This window comes from Cryocola sp. 340MFSha3.1, from assembly GCF_000383315.1.
GTDB lineage: Bacteria > Actinomycetota > Actinomycetes > Actinomycetales > Microbacteriaceae > Leifsonia.
On the sequence record NZ_KB911088.1, the window covers coordinates 16844 to 36189 of the forward strand.

A 19346-nucleotide genomic window follows, 5' to 3' on the forward strand; every position below is an offset into this window, starting at 1 on the left:
GGGCCGTGAGGCCATGGCGATGCAGGCGCCGTCCTCGGAGGGAGGGATGGGATGACCGAGCTGCCCGAACACCCGCGGCGTGACCGCCGGCGCCGACACCGGCGCCGGCTGGTCATGGCCGTCGTCCTCGGGGCGACGGCGGTCGTCCTCGCGGCCGGGGCCGTGGCGACCGTCGTCGCGCAACCGCAGCAGAAAGGCGCCGACCGCGCTTCCGGCTCCTCGACGCAGGACGGCGGGGTGGCGGTGCGCGCCGGCGACCACACGGCGCTGACCGCCGACCAGGTCGCGGCACTCCCCGAAGCCCGGTACGACGCGGTCATCCCCGGACTCCTCCCGTACGCGAGCTCCGACGTGCCCCCCGTGTCGCACGACGTCTACACCATCGCGACGGACACGCCCATCTACAACGACGAACACGTCGCAGTCGCCCGCTTCGCGTTCATGAACTTCACCGGACGGCCGACCGTGATCGTCCCCGTGCGCTCCGACGGCGCGTGGACGCTCGTCATGACACCCGCCCGACAGAAGCTGCCGTCCCAGTCGAACGGCGCAGCGCCGGCACAGACGGCCGGATGGGTGCGGACCGACGCCCTCGACCGGACCACGACGCTCGACCGCCGCGTGGTCGTGTCGACGGGCGAGCAGAAGCTGCGCATCGAGGACTTCTCCGGCACGGTCGAGAAGACGTTCGACGTCGCCGTCGGAGCGCCGGGAACCCCGACCCCCACAGGAGTGACCGGCTACCTGCAAGAGCGTTACCTCGACCCCCAACAGGGCCAGGCGACCTACCCGATTCAGTTGACATCCCTGCACGCGTCCGCTCAGGACGAACCGTTCCAGGGCGAGGACGGAGGACTTATCGGCATGCACTACTTCCCCTCCCACAGCGGCAGCATCTCGCACGGATGCATCCGTCTGTCCGACGAGGCCGTCACGGCCGTCAACGCTCTGCCCCTCGGCACGAGCGTCACGATCGTCCCCTGAGAGTCCGCTCTCCCGGGGCCCAACCCAGCACCCTGAACAACCGTTCCGTGAAGCAAAGGATCACACCATGACGAAGAGAAGAAACCTCATCCTCCCGATCGCCGCGGCCGCCCTCGCCGTCGCCGGACTCGCGGGCTGCACCGGCACCCCGAGCACGTCGCCGTCGTCGACCAGCGCAGGTGGCAACCAGGCAGCGGCAGGCGGCTCCACGCCGCTGCCGACCATCCCGACCGGCACCGGCGTCATCTCCGCCACGAAGATGGACAGCTGCGAGACGACCGGCTCCAGCGTCACCGCCAAGGGCACGGTCACCATGCCCAAGGACACCAAAGGCGACGTCGTCGTGTCGGTCAGCTGGGTGAACTCCAAGAACTCGTCCGTCTACGGGCGCGGGGTCACCACCGTCAAGGGCGCCGCCGGCGACAAGAAGGAGTGGACCACCACCGCCACCCTCCCCGCCAACGCGGACTCCGTGTCCTGCGTCCTCGGCGCCGTCGTCCCCAAGAAGTAAGGGACCACAACGGCGGCGCTCACATGATCGGAATCTTCGCATTCCGCGTCATGGAGCGCCGCCGGCTCCGTCTAAGTGAGTGAACCCGTGTCTCACCAGCGTTCAGAAAGGGAGGCGAGATGACCGTGATGCCTCGCATCCCGTCGAGGAGGTCGAAGCAGCGACGCTCCTCGTACGTACCGCCGGCGAACCGCTCCAGCGTCGTCCCCGACGCGCTCTCCTGGCGTGAGCAGCAAGACACGACCACGGCACCGAAAGGCCCGGCTGCCTGGACGGCCGCGAGTATCACCGAGTCCGACCGCACCGTCATCGACGCCGGACCGTACGGCGTCATCGACCTCGCCGTGATGGAAGCCGGAGGCGACTTCCACGGCCGCAACCAGCAACTCGGCGTCGTCTGGTGGGACAAGCGCTCCTTCCGCGAAGAAGACGACGACTTCGGCACCATCCAGACCAGCTTCGTACCCGCATCGATCACCGACCACGTCTCACTCGCACCGCCGCAGAGCCGCACGGCCGCTCCGGCGCCTCACGATCCGCGTCACGCCGACGCGCAGGTCCAGACGCCCGGCGCCGCGCCGCTGCCCCCGGAGGGCGCACCGCTGCCCGCCGCTGCGCCCGCAGCCGCCCATATCTCCGTTGCTCCAGCCGCGCCCTCCGTTCCTGCGGCACCCGCGACGCCCGCCCCGGCACCGGCCGCCACCCGGCAGCCGAGCGAGGATCCCCGGGTCGCTGAACCGCGGCCCACCTCCCGCCGCGCCATCCGACACGCGGCAGCCCCCGCGCAGGCAGTGCCCGCGCAGGCGGCGCCCGATGTCACGGTCCCGCCGATGCCCACGGCGGAGACGCAGGCGTTCGCCCCTCCCGTCTCGGCGAGCAGCCCCGTCGCGCTCGACGACTCCGAGCACCAGAGGCACGCGCGGCGGTCCCGCCACGTCGCGCTCGTCCCCAAGACCCGCGGTCGACGGGGGCGCTTGGCCGACAGCAGGCACCCGCGGAGGGCGATGCTGCGCCGCCGCCGCACCCGACGCCGGGTGATCCTCGGCACCCTCCTCGTCGTGGTCGCGTTCGCGGTGACCATCCTCGTCCAGAACATCATCGTCACCCCCTTCACCGTGCCCTCCGTCTCGATGGAGAACACCCTCCACACCGACGACCGCATCCTGGTGAACAAGCTCGCGTACGGCGCAGCACCCATCAGCAGAGGCGACGTCATCGTCTTCAGCGATCCCGGCGGCTGGCTCGACGGCTCCCCCTCTGCGAGTGCGAGCGCGGCGGGCGCAGCGGCGTCCGGCACCGGCGACTACCTCGTGAAGCGCGTGATCGGCATCCCCGGCGACACGGTTACCTGCTGCAGCACGAACGGTCGGGTCACAGTGAACGGCGTCGAGCTCTACGAGCCCTACGCCATCATCCCCGAAGGACAGCCGGCGTCCGCCGAGTTCGACGTCACCGTTCCTGCAGGGGAGCTCTGGGTCCTCGGAGACAACCGCTACAACTCCCGCGACTCCAGCCACACGCAAGACCTACCCACCAAGGGGTTCGTCCCCATCGTGGATGTGGTCGGCCAGGCAGCACTCAAACTCTGGCCCCTCAACCAACTCGCGCCGATCTCGTCGGCGCGAGAGACTTTCGCGTCCGTTCCGAACCAGACATGTCCCATCTGAAAGCTCGCCCACTGAGCGACGACGAGGTCGACGGACTCGATGAGTCCGCGGTCGGAGTGCCCGCCCCCCACACGGCGTCCGAGTACGTCGCGGACTACGCGCTACCCACGGTCGTGCCCCGACGGGTCCACCCGGTCGCCGTCGTCGCGCTGATCCTGGCCTTCCTGCTCCCCATCGTCGCCATCCCGCTCGCTCACAAGATCACCCGCACCCTCCAGCACGATGGAGGACGGGGCCGGGCCGTCGCGCAGACGGCCGTCGTGATCGGCTACCTCAACATCCTGCTGCTCGCCCTACTGTCGCTGAACGTCGCCGTCGCCGTCTTCCTGCACTCCGCCGTGTGATCGACAGCCCCGCGGCTGGCGGCCGGCGACCGGCAGCCGCGAGACCGGCGACCGGCAGCCGCGAGACCGGCAGCCGCCAGCCCGGCGACCGGCAGCCGCGAGACCAGCAGCCGGCAGCCCCGCGACCGGCAACCGGCAGCCGCGAGACCGGCAGCCGTGCGACCGGCAGCCGTGCCACCAGCAGCCGGCAGCTCGCGGTCCACTGCCGGCAGCCCTCGGGCCGCACCCGGCGTCCGCTGCGCTCAGCGCACCACCGACGGCGACCACGCGTGCTCGATCAGCAGCGTCTCCGCGGCCGAACCATCCGCCGGCGCCGAGTAGACGTTGAAGTCCCCGTCCTTCCCCGCAGCGGGTAGGCCGAACAGCAGCGTCCGGTCGTCCAACCACTCGGTCTGGTCATCGACGTTCCCCTCGAGCGGGAGCACAGTCTCCTTCTCCGACGCGAGGTCGAGCACCGCGAGGGTCCACCGCGGCGCATCCGTCGTCCCGAGGTTCTTCTTGTAGGCGACGCGGGTGCCGTCGGGCGACAGTGACGGACATTCGGCGCCCTCGTGGAGGGCCACCAGCGCGCGCCCGCGGAGGTTGCCCTTGACCAGCCAGGTACGGCCGGCCGACGCCGCGGTCGCGTAGAACGTGTTGCCGTCGTCGGTGAACGTCACTCCCCAATAGTTGAGGTCGACGGCGGTGTAGGGCTTGGCATCGATGAGGAAGGTGAACGCGTCGAGCGGCCCGTAGTACGTGCCGTACAGCGCCGTGATGATGGTCTGGGTCGAGAACTTCACGCCCTCATACGATTCGCCGTCGACGAAGGAGGTCCAGGCGGCCAGCTTGGAGTCGGGCGACAGGCGCGTCCGGCTCGGGGCGCCGGGCAGCGGCCAGAACCGTGTCTCCACCCCGTCCGCGTTGTACAGCGTCTCGCGGTAGCCGATCGGGTTCGTCCCACTCTTGCTCATGCACGACAGCGCCTTGCGGGTCGCGTACACGCGCTCACAGGCGAGGTCGGAGACGGTCCGCTTCGACTGCGGGGACGAGAGGGGAACGGAGGCGACGAGCCCGGAGTCCGGCCCGGGCGCGGTGTTCCGGAACACGATCCGCGGGCCTGAGGGCAGCTTCCACACCGACGCGCCGGTGGATGCGGGAGCCGAGGTCGAGGCGGCGGGCGCTGGTGAGGCTCCCGCGCATCCACTCGCTCCGCCGAGCACCGCGGCGATGGCTGCCGCTGTGGCGACAGCCCGCGCGACGCGACGTCTGGTGGCCTTGTTCATCGACGGTCTCCTCCGCTTGAGCGCTCGTTAATAAGGACTCGGGAAGGAGCGGGTGATTACGCAGGAGGACGACATCCACAGGAGGGGTCGCCCACCGCTCAGCCGATCAGCGAGACGGCGCGCGCGATCACGAGGGCGAGGAGCGCGAAGCCGGCGAACGACTCCAGCGACATGAGCAGCTTCGCGCGGTGGGTCAGCGGCATGGTGTCGGTCGGGCTGAACGCCATCGAGTTCGACAGCGAGAAGTAGAAGTAGTCGATGTAGTTCGGCACCCAGTCCGCCTGCTTGCTGGATCCGCGCGCCACTTCGTCGACGGCGTCGTGATCCTCGTCCTGCGGGAAACGGAAGTCCGCCAGGGCCAGTCGAGGCCGCGGAACGGTCGCGCGGGCGACCGGGCCACCGCGGTCGAGCACCCAGAACACCAGCGCGAAGGCGATCACGTTGGTCAGCCACACCTGCAGCGACGCGAGCAGCAGCTCGTACCCGTTGCCGTGCTTGTTGAGCAGCCGGACCACCGTCTCCGCGAACGCGATCTGGTTCGCCAGGAGGATGAAGATCGAGAGGGCGATCTCGGCCCGGCGCGACCACCGCGACTCCCGGGTGAGCCGGTGCGGGTTGTAGAGAACGAGCGCGACGACCATGAGTACGCACACTCCGACGACGGCGTAGCGCTCCAGCAGGGGGACGACGCTGGGGAGGAACGCGTACGCCGCCAGGGCGACGAGCGTGGCGATCACGGCGGGCCAGCGATGCTCCGGCTGGGCCGACCGCTCCCGCTTCTCGGTCTGGGTCACACGGGGAACAGTACCGCCGGGGCGCGCGGTGGAGCGGGAGGCGGCGCGGGGCGGTGCCGCGACCTCTCCGCCGAGAGAGCCTTCGGCGGAGAGGTCGGACCGTCAGTTGAAGATCGCCCACTCGGAGCGGTCGAGCTTGGCGCGGCTGCCGTTGATGACGAGGTACCACGACCCTTCGTCGCGATGGAGGTACTCCGCGAGGATCGTGGTGTACTTCCACTCGCCGGACACGAGTGACCACCGGATCAGGGAGATCAGCTGGCCCTGTCGCAGGTACGGGACGGCGACGAAATCATCTTGACGATGGGGCTCCAGTGACCGGTTGCGGGCCCCCGTCCGCTGCATGCTCATGCTGAACTGTAACTCCGCGCCCGACCCGCTGGATATACCTGAATTCACCCCAGGGTGAATTTTCTGCGAACTCAGCTCTCGGGCGCGGAGGCGGTCACCAGCTCGCGCACCGAGCGGACCGGCGCGATCGTCCTGTTCTGCGCCGATTCGTAGGCGGCGAGGATGATGCCGAGCACCTCGATCCCCTCCTTCTGCGTGTGGAGGGGGCGCGTGCCGTCGAGGATGCTGCGCGCGAAGTGGCCCACTTCCTCCTGGAACTCGTGCACCGGCGCAAGCTCGAGCGCCGTCGGCTCGGACTCGCCGCGCAGCCGATAGCTGAGGGATGTGCCGTCGCTGGTGAGGCTGCCCAGTTCGCCGACCACGGAGAACTTCTCCGTGCCGTCCGCCGGCTGGTAGGCCCAGCTGGTGACGAGGCTGCCGATCACGCCGTTGTCGAAGCGGACCAGCACCTGCGCGGAGTCCTCGCCCTCCATGAACGAGAGACGGTGTGTGGCGAGCATCGCGGTCACCTCGACCGGTGAGCCGCCCGCGAGGTGCAGCAAGAGGTACGTCGGGTGGTAGCCGGTGTCGATCAGCTCGCCGCCGCCGCTCGTGGATGCGTGGGCCCGCCATCCCATGTTCGACGGGTCGAAGTCGTTGTAGAAGCTGTCGGTGGTGCGCACCTCGTAGACCCGGCCGAGCACGCCGGAGTCGATGAGCTCTTTGGCCGTGGCGACGGCCGGGAGGAACAGCTGGTTGTGCGCGCACATCAGGGTGACGCCGGCTTCGGCGACCGCGGCATCCACCTCGGCGGCCTCCTCCGGGGTCAGGCAGAGCGGCTTCTCGCACAGGATGTGCTTGCCTGCGCGGGCGGCGGCGACGATCGCATCCTTGTGCAGGTGGTGGGGCAGGCAGATGTCGACGGCGTCGATGTCGGCCTCGGCGAGCATGGTCGCGTAGTCGGCGTAGACCTCGGCGCCGCTGTCGCCGGCCCGGCGCTCGGCGGCCTCGCGGACCGGGTCGGCGACGGCGGCGAACGTGACGGTCTCCGGGTTGCGGAGGTAGCCGGCGACGTGGGCTCCGGCGATGCCGCCGGCTCCGATGAGGCCGATACGGACGGTGTTGCTGGGCATGGTGATGCTCCTTCGCAGAAGTGGATGGGCGTGCGGATGCACGGAATGAGGGGTGGGAGTGGGGATGCTGCGGCGGGTCAGGCGACCGGCGCCGGCTGTCCGGTCAGTGCGACGGCACGGCCGGTGGCGGCGGACTCGTTGGCGGCGACGACCATGCGGGTCAGCTCGACGGCGTGACGCAGGTTGTCGTCGGCGGTCGTGCCGTCGTGGATGTGGTGCACCCACTGCGCGAACGCGCCGGGCCGCCGCTCCGGGAGGGGCAGCTCCTGCCATTCGTCGCCGAACGCGCCGCCCTTCGCGAGAAGGCGCTCGCCGCCGAAGCCGAACATGACCGTCGCGGCGGTGCCGCGCAGTTCGATCGTGAACGCGCCCGGCGTGGTGACGACGCTCGCCTCGAAGACGCCGATGCGTCCGCCGGGGAACTCGGCCGTGACGACCGCGTTGTCCTCGACCGCGCGGTCGGTGACGTGCCCGTAGGCCGCCGAGATGGTGAGCGGCTCGGCGCGGTGGAACAGCCGCGTCAGGTACGCCGGGTGGCATCCCAGGTCGGTGAGGGCGCCGCCGATCGCGGCCACCGGGTCGGCGAACTGCTCCGGAAGCCAGCCGGCGACCCAGCCGTCGTGCGCGAGGCGCACGCGGGAGTAGGTCAGCTCGCCGAGGGTGCCGTCGTCGAGGATGCGCTCGATGGCGACGGTGTAGTCGTCGGAGAGCCGGGGGAGGGACACCACGAGTGCGACGCCGGCCTCGCGGGCCAGGTCGACCAGTTCTTCCGCTTCGGCGACTGTCGGGGCGAGGATCTTCTCGGTGAAGACGTGCTTGCCGGCCGCGATGGCGCGTCCGATGACGTCGCGGTGCTGGTCGGTCGCCGTGGTGATGGTCACCGCGTCGAGTTCGGGGCGGGCGAGCAGCTCGTCGAGGTCGGCGACGAACTCCACGCCGAACTCGTCTGCGGCCGCGCGGCCGCGCTGCTCGTCGTCGTCCCAGACGGCGACGAGGGTGGTGTCGGGATGCTGCTGGACGTTGCGCACGTAGTCGCCTGCGTGGACGTGCCAGAAGCCGATCGCTGCGACAGCGAGTGGGTGGGACATGCCTGTCAAGGCCTCCTTGCCTGGTATTCGATGCGCGCGAACCACGAAAGCGTACCTTCTGCTCGGGAGCAGTCGATAGTCCCTGGCGCAAATTTCTGGAATCGTTCCCAGATTGGGCATGATCGTGGGGTGAGCTCAACGACGATCACCCTCGACGGCGACGATTGGACCATCCGCGAAGCCCTCGGCGATACGGCCGAGTGGTACCTCGGGGCGCCCCTGCCGGAGGCGGGGAACAACGTGGCCGAGGCATCCGCGGCGATCGCGGCCGCGCCGGGCTGGCTGCCGGGACGGGTGCCGGGCGCGGTCGTCAACGACCTGCACCGCGCGGGCGAACTGCCCGATCCGCGCGTCGGCCGCAACTCCCGCGCGGCCGAGTGGGTGGCCGAGCGCTCGTGGGTGTACCGGCGGGCGGTGGAGCTGGATGCGAACGCGGCCAACGGCGTGGCGGTGCTCGAGTTCGACGGCGTGGACCCGGGAGCCGACGTCTACTGGGACGGAGAGCGCATCGGCTCGGTGCGCGGGCTGTACCACCGCCTGCGGGTGCCGCTGGACGCATCCCTCCGCTCGGCCGGGCGGCACAAGCTGGCCCTGCGCGTGCATCCCGCGCCGGACTCCGAGCCGCAGGTCGGACGGACCGAGCGCGTACGCGTTCACACACCGCGCCTCGGCTACGGCTGGGACTTCTCGCCGCGACTCCGCCACCAGGGCGTCTGGAAGAGCGCGCGCCTGCGTATCGGGCGCGCGCTGCTCGGCGACGTGACGGTGCGCGCGTCGGTGGCCGAGCCGTCGAGTCGTGAGTCGGTGCGCGAATCCGGGCCGAATGGTCACGAGATGTCGCACCTGGGCGGGATGGGCCGGGGCGGGGATGGAGTCGTCGCCGTCGCGTGGGAGGCGCCGCTGGCGGAGCGCGGCAACGAGCGGCTCAGCGTCACGGTCACGGTCGCGCGAGACGGACAGGCGGTGGCCGAGCGGCGCGTCCCGGCGGCCGACGGTTCGGCGGAGCTGCGCATCCCGAACCCGGAGCTGTGGTGGCCGAATACGGTCGGCGCCCAGCCGCTGTACACGGTGACGGCCGTCCTCGCGGACGACGAGGGCGAGACCGACCGCACCGAGCGTCGGGTCGGCTTCCGGACCGCCGCGCTGGTGCCGAATCCCGGCGCCCCGGCGGACGCGCTCCCGTACACGGCCGTCGTGAACGGTGTGACCGTCCCGCTGCTCGGCTGGAACTGGACGCCCGCCGACGCCCAGTTCGGATCGATCGACGAGGGCACGGTCGAGCACATGCTCGGTCTGGCGGCGGCGTCCGGCGCCCGGCTGATGCGCGTGTGGGGCGGCGGGCTGATCGAGACCGACCATTTCTACGCCACCTGCGACCGCCTCGGGCTGCTCGTCTGGCAGGAGTTCTCGCAGTCGAGTTCCGGGATGCAGAGCGCGCCGAGCGCCGACCCGGGGTTCGTGGCGCTGATGCGTACGGAGGCCGAGGCGCTCATCCCGACCCGGGTGCACCATCCGTCGCTGCTGCTCTGGGGCGGCGGGAACGAGCTCGACGACGGCGGGGTGCCGCTCTCCGACCATCGTTCGCCCGTGCTGGGCGCGCTCTCCGACGCGGTCGCGCGCCTCGATCCGGGCCGCGGGTGGCTGCCGACCTCGCCGACGGGTCCGGAGTTCCATAACCGGCTGGACCGCATCGAGGCGAACCCCGACGGGCAGCACGACGTCCACGGGCCCTGGGAGCACCAGGGCCTCGTCGGCCAGTACACGCTCGCCAACGCCGGAACGAGCCTCGCGCACACCGAGTTCGGGGTAGAGGGGATGACGAACCTGCGGTCGCTCGAAGCGCTCGTGCCCGAGGCGGATCGCTGGCCCGCGAACCGGACGAACCCGGTGTACCGGCACCTCGGGGAGTGGTGGAACAACGCCGACCAGGTGGTCGAGCTGTTCGGCGGCCGGCCGGACACGCTCGAGACGCTGAACCGCGCATCCCAGCTGCTGCAAGCCACGGGGCTGCAGTACGCGGTCGAGGCGGACCGGCGGCGCTCGCCGCGCTGCAGCATGGTGCTGCCGTGGCAGCTGAACGAGAGCTACCCGAACGCGTGGTGCACGGCGACGGTCGACTTCCGGGGCGACCCGAAACCCGCGTACTTCGCGGTCGCACGCGCGTACGAGCGGCGGCGGGCGACGCTCGGCGTGACGCGGGCTGTGTGGGGCGGCGAGGCGGTCGCGTCGGTCGAGGCGTGGTTGTGGGCGGAGGATCCTGTACCGTCCGGGTCCGTGCTCACGCTGCGGGCTCGCGGGCTCGACGGCGGCGTGCTCGCCTTGCGTGAGGTGCGCGTGGGCGCTGTGCGGCATCCCGAACCCGTCGGGACGCTGGAGGTCGCGACCACCGACCTGCCCGACGTCTTCGTGTGGGAGGCGGAGTGGCGGGATGCGGACGGCCGCGAGCTCGACCGCGAACGGATGCTCGCCACGGTGACTGCGGACTGGGCCGCGCTCTTCGACGTGCCGGCACCCGTTCTGACCGTCGCTCGTGACGCGACCGGAGCCGTGCGCGTCCGCAATGACGGCCCGAATGCCGCCCTGACCGTGCGGTTGGTCGACCCACGGCCGGTCGGTGCGCCCGGCATTCTGAGCGTCGGCGGCGACCCCCGACCGCTGCTCCCCGGGGAGGAGCGGACGCTTGCTGCGACCGCCGGAATGCCCGTGCGCGTCGAGGCCTGGAACGCCGAACCGGCGGATCTGACATGAAACGAATGCAGGCGGCACACCGTGAGCGTTCACGATCCGTTCAGACGTAGGTGGTGTGATAGCCCCGTGAAGACGCGAATCGCGGAATACCCGCGGCCGGACCACTTCCTCCTCCACATCAGCGACACCCATCTGCTGGCGGGAGGCGAACAGCTCTACGGCACCGTCGACAGCGAACAGCACCTCCGCGCCCTCCTCGCGGAGGTCGAGGCGTCCGGTGGCAGGCCGGAGGCGATCGTCTTCACCGGCGATCTCGCCGACCGCGGCCAACCCGACGCCTACGCGCGGCTGCGCGCCCTCGTCGACCCGGCGGCCGAGCGGATGGGCGCGCGCGTCATCTGGGTGATGGGCAACCACGACGATCGTGCGTCGTTCCGGCAGGGCCTCCGCGACGAGCTCGGCGATACGTCACCGATCGACGACGTGTACTGGCTCGGCGGACTGCGCGTCATCGTCCTCGACTCCACCGTGCCCGGACACCACTACGGCGACGTCAGCGAGTCGCAGCTGGACTGGCTGGCGGCCGAGCTGGCGATGCCGGCGCCGGAGGGCACCATCCTCGCGATGCATCACCCGCCCATCCCGAGCGTGCTCGACCTCGCCGTCTCCGTGGAGCTGCGCGACCAGTCGCAGCTGCGCGAGGTGCTGGAGGGCAGCGACGTGCGCAGCATCCTGGCCGGGCACCTGCATTACTCGTCGACGGCGACCTTCGCGGGCATCCCCGTGTCCGTGTCGTCGGCGAGCTGCTACACGCAAGACCTCAACGTGCCGGTGGGAGGCACGCGCGGCCGGGATGGGGCGCTCGCCTTCAACCTGGTGCACGTGTATCCGAACACCGTGCTCCACTCGGTGGTGCCGCTCGGGCACTACCCGACGCTCGACTACGTGGACGCGGAGGAGTCGGCCCGTCGCCTGGCCGAGGATGGCATCCGCATCCCTCCGGCGCCGCGTCGCGAGACCCCGACCGAGCCCATCAGCGTCCTCGCCTGACCCTCGCCCCGCCCCGCCCGTCCGGGCCGAGATTTGCGCCAAATCGTCGTTATGGACGCGCCATAACCGAGATTTGGCGCAAATCGCCGTCAGCACGACCGTGCGGAGATTTGGCCCAAATCGTCGTTATGGACGCGCCATAACCGAGATTTGGCGCAAATCGTAGCCACCCCGGGCGGCGGCGGGAGCGCGCGTCAGGTGCCGGGACGCTCCCAGGGAGCCGCGAACGGGAAGTAGCGCTCGAGGAAGTCGGTCACGATCCGCGTCCGCTCCTCGGGGCTGATCTCGGGCTTCGAGCCGTCGTTGAGGCAGAACATGTCCTGATCGCGCCGCTTGAGGAGACGACGCATCATGTCGGGTGCCTGCCGCAGCGTCGTCTCGATGTAGAGCACCTTTGCCTGCGTCTGCGTCACCGCGCGCCCGGTCATCAGCGCGTAGTAGTGGTAGAGCGAGTTCGTGACGGAGATGTCGGTCGCCGAGCGGAACGGGCTCGCGGCGGTGCGCCGGAAGTCCTCCGCGAACTCCCGCTCCATCTCCCGCAGCACGCTGATGCGCAGCGGGGCCGCGCAGTGCTCGAGATGGCGGGTCGTGACGGCGCCGAATCGCTCCCAGAGCAGGCGGCGGTTCACGCGGGCCGCATTCTCGAATCCGCTGCGCGCCGGGTCGGTCTCGCCCAGCCCGATGCGCGTCCCGGCCTCGACGAACTTGGTGATCCCGCCGGGCGAGAAGAACACGTCGGGCGACAGCGGACGGCCGATGAACATGTCGTCGTTGCTGTAGAGGAAGTGCTCCGACAGGCCCGGGATGTGGTGCAGCTGGCTCTCGACGGCGTGCGAGTTGTGCGTGGGCAGTGTGGAGGTGTCCGCGAAGAAGTCCTCGCTCCGCATGATGTGGATGCGCGGATGCTCCGGGTCGAGCCACGGCGGCACCGGGGAGTCGGTCGCGATGTAGATGTTCCGGATCCACGGCGCGAACATGTGGACGCTGCGGAGTGCGTACTTGAGCTCGTCGATCTGCCGGAAGCGGGCCTCGTTGTCGTCGCCCTCCCCGACCACGTACGCCGCCATCCGCGCGGCCCGCTGCCGCTGGTACTCCGCACTGGAGCCGTCGACCCACGAGAACACGATGTCGACGTCGAAGGCGATGTCGCTCGCCAGCGGGTCGAACATGTGCTGGAGGGTGCGCCAGCGTCGTCCGTACAGCTCCACCTCGGCCTCGACCGCTTCGCTGCGGGGCAGGCGCGGCCGCATGAGGGCGTTCTCGCGCGGTGCGGTGATCTCGTCGTCGCCGAACCGCCAGAACTCGAGCTGGAACGCGGTGTCGGCGCCATATCGCAGCCGTCCGATGGGCTCGAGCCGCGGACGGTACAGGCGCAGGATGTCGGCCTTGCGGCGCGAAAGGCGGCCGTCGGCGATGAGCAGGTCGTCGCCGTGCTCGTCCTTCTCGGGGTCGATGCTGCGCGAGTAGAAGGGCTCGTCGGCGAACGCTTCGGCGAGGACCGCCGAGACCTCCTTGCGGCGCCGGCGGTCGAGCGCCACGATCAGGCGGTTGTCGTCGTCGCGCACGAGCAGGTACTCGAGACCGGCCGCATCGAGCGCGTCGCGCACGGCGAGGAGGTCTTCGATCATCGACTCCCGCGGCGTGAAGGGGCCGGAGACCAGCGTGAAGAGGCCCTTGCGCTGCACGATGTCGTCGCGGGCGAACCGGGGCGCGCCGGGACCGGGGTCGAGGGTGACGACGACGGGCTCGGGCTGGTCGGAGAGGGATGCGGGAGGATGCTCAGCCATACACGCATTACTCTAGGCCGCTCTCGTGAGAGTGCGTTCCGCGGTCGGAGGCGCGAGATTCGTGCCGAATGTGCGTTATCGACTCGCCATTCCGCACATTCGGCACGAATCTGCGGGGGATCAGGGGAGGAGGGCGCGGAGGGTGGCGAGCAGGAGGTCGCGAGCCTCGGGGGTCACCAGCCACGGCGCGAAGCCGTCGGCCGCGAGGAAGAACGTGGCGCGCGCGGCGGGAGCGGGCGTGCCGTCGGCAAGGGGAGACCCCGCCGGGGTGATGCCGATCACCACGCGGCCGGACTCGGGGTCGCGTGCGACCACGTCCGCGTCTGGTGGAGGGTCCGCGACGGTGAGCTTCGAGCGTCCGCGGTAGACGACCACCTCGCCGTCGAGACCCGCGGCGGCCGGGTGCTCGGCGGCGGAGATGTGGATGCGGTCCAGCGACAGCGGGACGGCCGCGGCCGAGGCCAGCCCCAGCGGGACGAGGTGCCCCCACGCCAGCAGCGGCACGGGACGGGATGCGGCGGCCCGCGCGACTTCCTCGGGCGCGGCGCGCGTGACGATGACGAGGTCGGCGTTCGGGTCGTCGCCCAGGTGCGCGCGCATCCCGGAGCGGCCGAGGAACTCGACGAGCTCGCGGTCGCCCGGCGTCGGGTTGGGGCCGCTAAGCACGGCGACGAGCGAGCCGTCGCCGTGGGTGCGGTGCGCTGCGACTCCGAGGCGTTCGAGGGCCGCGTCGACGAGCGCGAGGACGGCGCCGCGCGCGACGTCGGCGTACTCGGACTCCAGCTCACGTCGCGCGTCGAGGAGCGCGGAGGCGTGCCCGGCCGCGTGGATGTCCGGAGCGGCCAGGACTCTGCACGCGAGCGCTCCCGCGGAACCGGCGGCCCGCGCCGCGACGATCCACGGCTCCAGCTGGTCGGCGAGGTCGGCCGGCACGGAGGTCGCCGCGTGGGTGTCCGCGAGCTCGGAGAGCAGAGCGCCAGCCGCATCCCATCGCTCGGCGTCGACGGCGGCGTCGAGTTCCGGCCAGCGCGGGGCTCCGGGCGGCCAAGCGCTACACGCGGCCACCAGGGCGCGGAGCCCCGGGTCGCCGCCGATGACGGCCGCATAGGCGCGGTCGGCCGCCGCTGCCGCGTCGTACCCGGCCGGGTCGGCCGCCCACTCTGCGACCGTCTCCAGCGCGAGCCGGGAGGGCGCTGCCTCGACCATCGGGTTGGCGACGATGCCGACCAGTCCCGGCGCTGCCTCCCGCCCGGTCAGCGGACCGAGGAAGACGCGCGAGCGGTCGAAGTCGTTGACGGGGAAGTTGTCCCAGAGCACCAGGTCACGCCCGAAGCTCTCGACGGCTCGGGTGATGTCGTCGGCGGTCACCGTGCCGACAACGACGTCCGCGCCCGTCCACAGCAGGCGGGCGTCGGCCGGGAGCGTCTTGGCCAGCCCGACGCGGTACGGCGTCCGCTTGACGCCGGCGTAGTCGGTCGGGCAGAGCAGCACAGGTTCGTCGATGCCGGCGGGGCGGAGGAAGCCGCGCTCGAACAGGGCCGCGACCTCTCCGTGTGCGCGGCCGAGGGCCTCCGGCTCGTCCATCGGCACATCGTCGAAGAGGAGGGCGAACGAGCGGATGCCCGCGTCGAGGAGCTGCCGGCACTTCGCCGCGAGCGCGTCGTGCTCCGCGTCGTCGTCGAAGCGCATCGAGAGGCCCGGCGAGATCGCGTAGACGAAGAGCACGCCGCGCTCGGCGGCGGCCCGGTTCAGCTCGGCGAGGTCGGCGAGTCGATCGACGGGATAGGGCTCCCGCCACTCCTCGCGGTGCCACGGGTCGTCCTTGGGGGCGTACAGGTAGCGGTCGAGCCCGATCGCACCACCCCGCTCGAACCAGGCGAGCCGGTCGGCGTGCGACCAGGGTTCGCCGTAGAACCCTTCGACGACGCCGCGCCACATGAGGGCGCCCGGCCCTCCCGCGGCGCTCACCGACCGCCTCCGTGCCACGACGCCCAGAGTTCCGCGTACGCACCGCCCGCGGCCACGAGTTCTTCGTGGCTGCCCAGCTCCTCCACGGCGCCGTCGCGCACCACGGCGATGCGGTCGGCGTCGTGCGCGGTGTGGAGGCGGTGCGCGATCGCGACGACGGTCCGGCCCTCCAATACGCGGTTCATCGCGCGTTCCAGGTCGCGGGCTGCGGTGGGGTCGAGCAGCGAGGTCGCCTCGTCGAGGATGAGCGTGTGCGGGTCGAGGAGCACCAGCCGGGCGAGGGCGAGCTGCTGCGCCTGCGCCGGGGTGAGGACGACGCCGCCGGAGCCGACGACCGTGTCGAGTCCCTTCGGCATCGCGGCGACCCAGCGCAGCGCATCCACCACCCGGAGCGCCCGGGCGAGCTCGTCGCGGCCGGCGCCCGGTTTCGCGAGCGACAGGTTCTCGGCGATGGTGCCGACGAAGACGTGGTGCTCCTGCGTGACGAGGGCGACGTGGCTGCGGAGGTCGTCGAGCGGGAGGTCGACGAGCCGGACACCGCCGACGGTGATGCGTCCGCTGGTCGGCTCGGTGATGCCGGCCATCAGGCGGCCGAGCGTCGACTTGCCCGACCCGGACGGTCCGACGATCGCGAGGCGCTCGCCGACGGCCAGGTCGAGGGTGACGCCGTGCAGCACCTCGGTGCCTTCGCGGTAGGAGAAGCGCACGTCTTCGGCCAGCACGTGCTCGTCGACCGGCTGCTCGCCGGTCGCGTGGCGGTCCTCCGGCACGTCGGCAACGCCGATGATGCGCGACAGGGCGGTGGTGCCGACCTGGATCTCGTCCAGCCAGCTGATCAGCTCGTCGACCGGCGACACCAGCTGCATCGCGTAGAGGGCGACCGCGGTGACGGCGCCGATCGTCGCGGCGCCGCTGCCCACGAGGAACGCGCCCCACGCGATGACGACGATCACCGGGAGCAGGAACGCGATGTCGGTGCTCGGGAAGAACCAGGAGCGCAGCCAGAGCGTGTACCACTCCGACTCGCGGCGCTCGCGGAGCGCGGCATCGATCTTGGCGCGCTGCGCGGGGGCGAGGCTGAGCGCCTCGATGGTCCGCACGCCGTCCACGGTCTCGCTGATCGTTCCGCCGAGGGTCGCGTAGGAGGCGAGCTGGCGCTGGTAGCCGGGGCCGGAGCGCCGGAGGTACCAGCGCGCTGCGATCACGAGGATGGGCACGCCGGCGAACATGGCGACAGCGACGGCTGGGTTCACCAGGAACGCCGCGACCACCGTCAGCACGGCCGTGACGCTGGCGACCAGGATGCGCGGGACGCCGAACCGCACGGTCTGGGCGACCGACTGGATGTCGTTGGTGGTGCGCGCGAGCAGGTCGCCCGTCCCCGCCGCCTCGACGGTGGAGAGCGGGAGCCGTGCGACGGTCGCGAGGAACTCCTCCCGCAGCTGCGCGAAGACCCCCTCGCCGAGAACCATCGACTGCCGCTGGGCGAACCGGATCAGCACGGCCTGGCAGACGATGGCGACGAGCAGGATGAGGGCGATCGTGTCGATCCCGCCCGTGACGAGGGTGTGGCCGGTGACGCCGTCGATGATGACGCCGATGAGGGCCGGTCCGGCGAGACCGGCGACCGCGGCGAGGGTGTGCAGCACCAGCACGACGGAGAGGCCGCCGCGGTGCTGGCGGATGAGACGCGCGCCGGTCTCCCGGACCGTCCTGGTGCTAGCGATCGGCAGCAGCATCGCCCGTTCCCTTCTTCGTGCGCTTGTCCTTCTTCTTCGGCTTCTTCGTCGTGCGTCCGCTTTCCGGGCGCTGCGCCGTCACGGGATGCGTCGCCGTCCAGAGCGCGTCGATCGAGCCGGTCCAGGCGGCGTCGAGGTCTTCGCCTTCGGCCGGCTCGGCGGCCGAGATCGTGCGCGAGACGATCGCGCGGTAAAGGTCGCCGAGGTCGTCCTCCTGGCGCAGCAGCTGCTGGTGCATCCCGGTGCCGACGACCCGGCCCTTCCGCACCACCGCGATGGTGTCCATCCGGTCGAGGAGCAGCGGGCTGGCGGTGACGACGACGGTGGTGCGGCCGTCGCGGGCCTCCCGGAGCCGTTCGGCGATCTGCGACTCGGTGTGCGCATCCACCGCGCTCGTCGGCTCGATGAGCACGAGCACCTCGGCGTCGGTGAGCAGCGCGCGGGCGAGGCTGAGGCGTTGCCGCTGGCCGCCGGAGAAGGTGCGGCCGCGCTCGGCGACGCGCTCGTGCACGCCCTCGGGCAGGGCGTCGACGGTCTCGGTCGCTGCCGCCGCGTCGAGCGCGGCGGAGACCCGGCGCATCCGCCCGGTGGAGGTGTCGTCCTCGCGCCAGCTGCCGGCCTCCTCGTCGCGCACGGGCAACGTGTCGAGGCCGTCCAGCAACCGGCCGCCGAACAGGTGCGGGTTCGCGTCGTTCACGACGATGCGCCGGCGCACGTCGCGGACGGGGACGCGGGTGTGGTCGACGCCGCCCCACAGCACCGGCGCCTCGCGGTGCACGGCGTCGTCGAAGCGGCCGATGCGGGTCGCGATGGCGGCGGCCTCGTCGGGGTCCGCATCCACGATCGCAGTGAACCGGCCGGGCGGGATGACGACACCGGAGGCGAGGTCTTCGATGGCCGATCCCCACGCCGGCGCCTCCGCGGTCTCGTCGGCGTCCTGCGCGGCGGGCCGCGTGCGGAGCACGGAGAGCACGCGACGGGCGGACACGACCCCGGCGGTGAAGGTCTGCGCGGCCTCGACGGCGGTGCGCAGCGGGAGCACGAGGAAGGTCGCATAGCCGTAGAACGCGGTCAGCTGGCCGGGCGTGATGGTGCCGTCGGCCGCGAGGTGGGCGCCGAACCAGACGATGAAGACCAGGAAGACGCCGGGCAGGAGCACCTGCAGTCCGTCGAGCCAGCTCTGCGTCTTGGCCACGCCGACCCCGGCGGCACGGACCCGCTGTGACTGGTCGGCATACCGCTCGACGAACTCCTGCTCGCCGCCGATGCCGCGCAGCACGCGCAGGCCGACGACCGTGTCGGCGCCGAGGGTGGTGAGGCCGCCGGACTCCTCGCGCCACACGGCCTGCCGTGCGCGAAGCGGCCGCAGCAGCAGGGCGAGCACAGCGGCCACGGCCGGGACGCCGATGACGACGGCGAGCCCGAGCGGAACACTGGCGGACAGCATGATGATCGACACCACGACGAACGCGACGACACCGCCGCCGAGCCGGGCGGTCACCTCGTACATCGCACCCAGGCGCAGGGAGTCGGTGCTCACGGTCGCGACGATCTCACCCGACGAGGTCGTCGCGGTGATCGCCGGACCGGTCTCGGCGGAGTGGTAGCCGATCAGGCGGGCCACGCCGAGTGACGAGCGCAGCCAGTTGGAGATGGCCATCCGGTGGCGCAGCATCCCGGTGATCGCCTGGACGACGGCGACGATCAGCAGGGCGCCGCACCAGGTCCACAGGCGGCCGGAGTCGCCGGAGACGCCCTCGTCGACCGCGCGGCCGAGCAGGTAGGGCCAGACGGCCTGGCACAGCATCCAGACGACGCCGAACAGCATGCCGGCACCGAGGCTGGCGGGCTGTCGCGCGGCCTGCCACAGCAGGAACCGCGGCACCGACGACAGATGCCGTTCGGTGGGCCTGGCCGAGGGGATGCGGGCGCCGCGCGGTGTGCGCGACGGCGGACGGGAGGCGGACGGACGAGCAGCGCGGACGCTGGACACGAGTG

Annotated in this window: 15 protein-coding genes; 6 read left to right on the forward strand and 9 right to left on the reverse strand. The window is 71.4% G+C overall.

All coding sequences use genetic code 11. The annotated features are described in order from the left end of the window. Positions 1-51 precede the first annotated feature (51 nt). From H284_RS0111005 to H284_RS0111020, 4 genes are all read left to right on the forward strand, one after another. Positions 52-984, forward strand: a complete 933-nt coding sequence (locus H284_RS0111005; RefSeq protein WP_020076265.1) for a L,D-transpeptidase — start codon at positions 52-54, stop codon at positions 982-984. 67 nt (positions 985-1051) lie between these two features. Continuing rightward, positions 1052-1495, forward strand: coding sequence for a hypothetical protein (locus H284_RS0111010; protein WP_020076266.1), 444 nt, complete (start codon positions 1052-1054; stop codon positions 1493-1495). A 119-nt stretch (positions 1496-1614) separates the two neighbouring features. Then, complete coding sequence (gene lepB / locus H284_RS0111015) at positions 1615-3162, forward strand: signal peptidase I (RefSeq protein WP_020076267.1); 1548 nt, start codon at positions 1615-1617, stop codon at positions 3160-3162. Next, the gene (locus H284_RS0111020; protein ID WP_020076268.1) at positions 3150-3506 is read left to right on the forward strand and encodes a hypothetical protein; all 357 of its coding nucleotides are present in this window, start codon (positions 3150-3152) and stop codon (positions 3504-3506) included. Before lepB ends, H284_RS0111020 begins: the two co-directional genes overlap by 13 nt. 242 nt (positions 3507-3748) lie before the next feature. Here the strand turns inward: H284_RS0111020 and H284_RS0111025 are convergent, their stop codons facing one another. From H284_RS0111025 to H284_RS0111045, 5 genes are all read right to left on the reverse strand, one after another. Then, positions 3749-4771, reverse strand: a complete 1023-nt coding sequence (locus tag H284_RS0111025) for a TolB family protein (protein WP_020076269.1) — start codon at positions 4769-4771, stop codon at positions 3749-3751. Between the two features lie 98 nt (positions 4772-4869). Then, positions 4870-5565, reverse strand: coding sequence for a hypothetical protein (locus H284_RS0111030; protein WP_018192755.1), 696 nt, complete (start codon positions 5563-5565; stop codon positions 4870-4872). A gap of 102 nt (positions 5566-5667) precedes the next feature. Beyond that, positions 5668-5916: a hypothetical protein gene (locus tag H284_RS0111035; RefSeq protein ID WP_020076270.1), complete on the reverse strand. Its 249-nt coding sequence runs from the start codon at positions 5914-5916 to the stop codon at positions 5668-5670. Positions 5917-5987: 71 nt separating this feature from the next. Next, positions 5988-7028: a Gfo/Idh/MocA family protein gene (locus H284_RS0111040; RefSeq protein ID WP_020076271.1), complete on the reverse strand. Its 1041-nt coding sequence runs from the start codon at positions 7026-7028 to the stop codon at positions 5988-5990. A gap of 77 nt (positions 7029-7105) precedes the next feature. Further along, positions 7106-8116, reverse strand: a complete 1011-nt coding sequence (locus H284_RS0111045) for a Gfo/Idh/MocA family protein (RefSeq protein WP_020076272.1) — start codon at positions 8114-8116, stop codon at positions 7106-7108. A 129-nt stretch (positions 8117-8245) separates the two neighbouring features. Between H284_RS0111045 and H284_RS0111050 the strand changes: the two genes are divergently transcribed. Then, on the forward strand, positions 8246-10864 hold the full coding sequence (locus H284_RS0111050; protein ID WP_020076273.1) for a glycosyl hydrolase 2 galactose-binding domain-containing protein: 2619 nt from the start codon (positions 8246-8248) through the stop codon (positions 10862-10864). A gap of 66 nt (positions 10865-10930) precedes the next feature. Then, positions 10931-11854 carry a phosphodiesterase gene (locus H284_RS0111055; protein WP_020076274.1) on the forward strand — a complete coding sequence of 308 codons (924 nt, stop codon included), beginning with the start codon at positions 10931-10933 and terminating at the stop codon, positions 11852-11854. A gap of 194 nt (positions 11855-12048) precedes the next feature. Here H284_RS0111055 and H284_RS0111060 read toward each other — a convergent pair whose 3' ends face one another. From H284_RS0111060 to H284_RS0111075, 4 genes are all read right to left on the reverse strand, one after another. Then, positions 12049-13641: a stealth family protein gene (locus H284_RS0111060; protein WP_018192749.1), complete on the reverse strand. Its 1593-nt coding sequence runs from the start codon at positions 13639-13641 to the stop codon at positions 12049-12051. Between the two features lie 120 nt (positions 13642-13761). Further along, positions 13762-15609: a protein O-GlcNAcase gene (locus H284_RS0111065; RefSeq protein WP_020076275.1), complete on the reverse strand. Its 1848-nt coding sequence runs from the start codon at positions 15607-15609 to the stop codon at positions 13762-13764. Continuing rightward, the gene (locus tag H284_RS0111070) at positions 15606-17348 is read right to left on the reverse strand and encodes an ABC transporter ATP-binding protein (protein WP_020076276.1); all 1743 of its coding nucleotides are present in this window, start codon (positions 17346-17348) and stop codon (positions 15606-15608) included. The genes H284_RS0111065 and H284_RS0111070 overlap by 4 nt, the downstream gene beginning before the upstream one ends. After that, the gene (locus H284_RS0111075; RefSeq protein ID WP_029042909.1) at positions 17329-19341 is read right to left on the reverse strand and encodes an ABC transporter transmembrane domain-containing protein; all 2013 of its coding nucleotides are present in this window, start codon (positions 19339-19341) and stop codon (positions 17329-17331) included. Before H284_RS0111075 ends, H284_RS0111070 begins: the two co-directional genes overlap by 20 nt. Positions 19342-19346 lie beyond the last annotated feature (5 nt).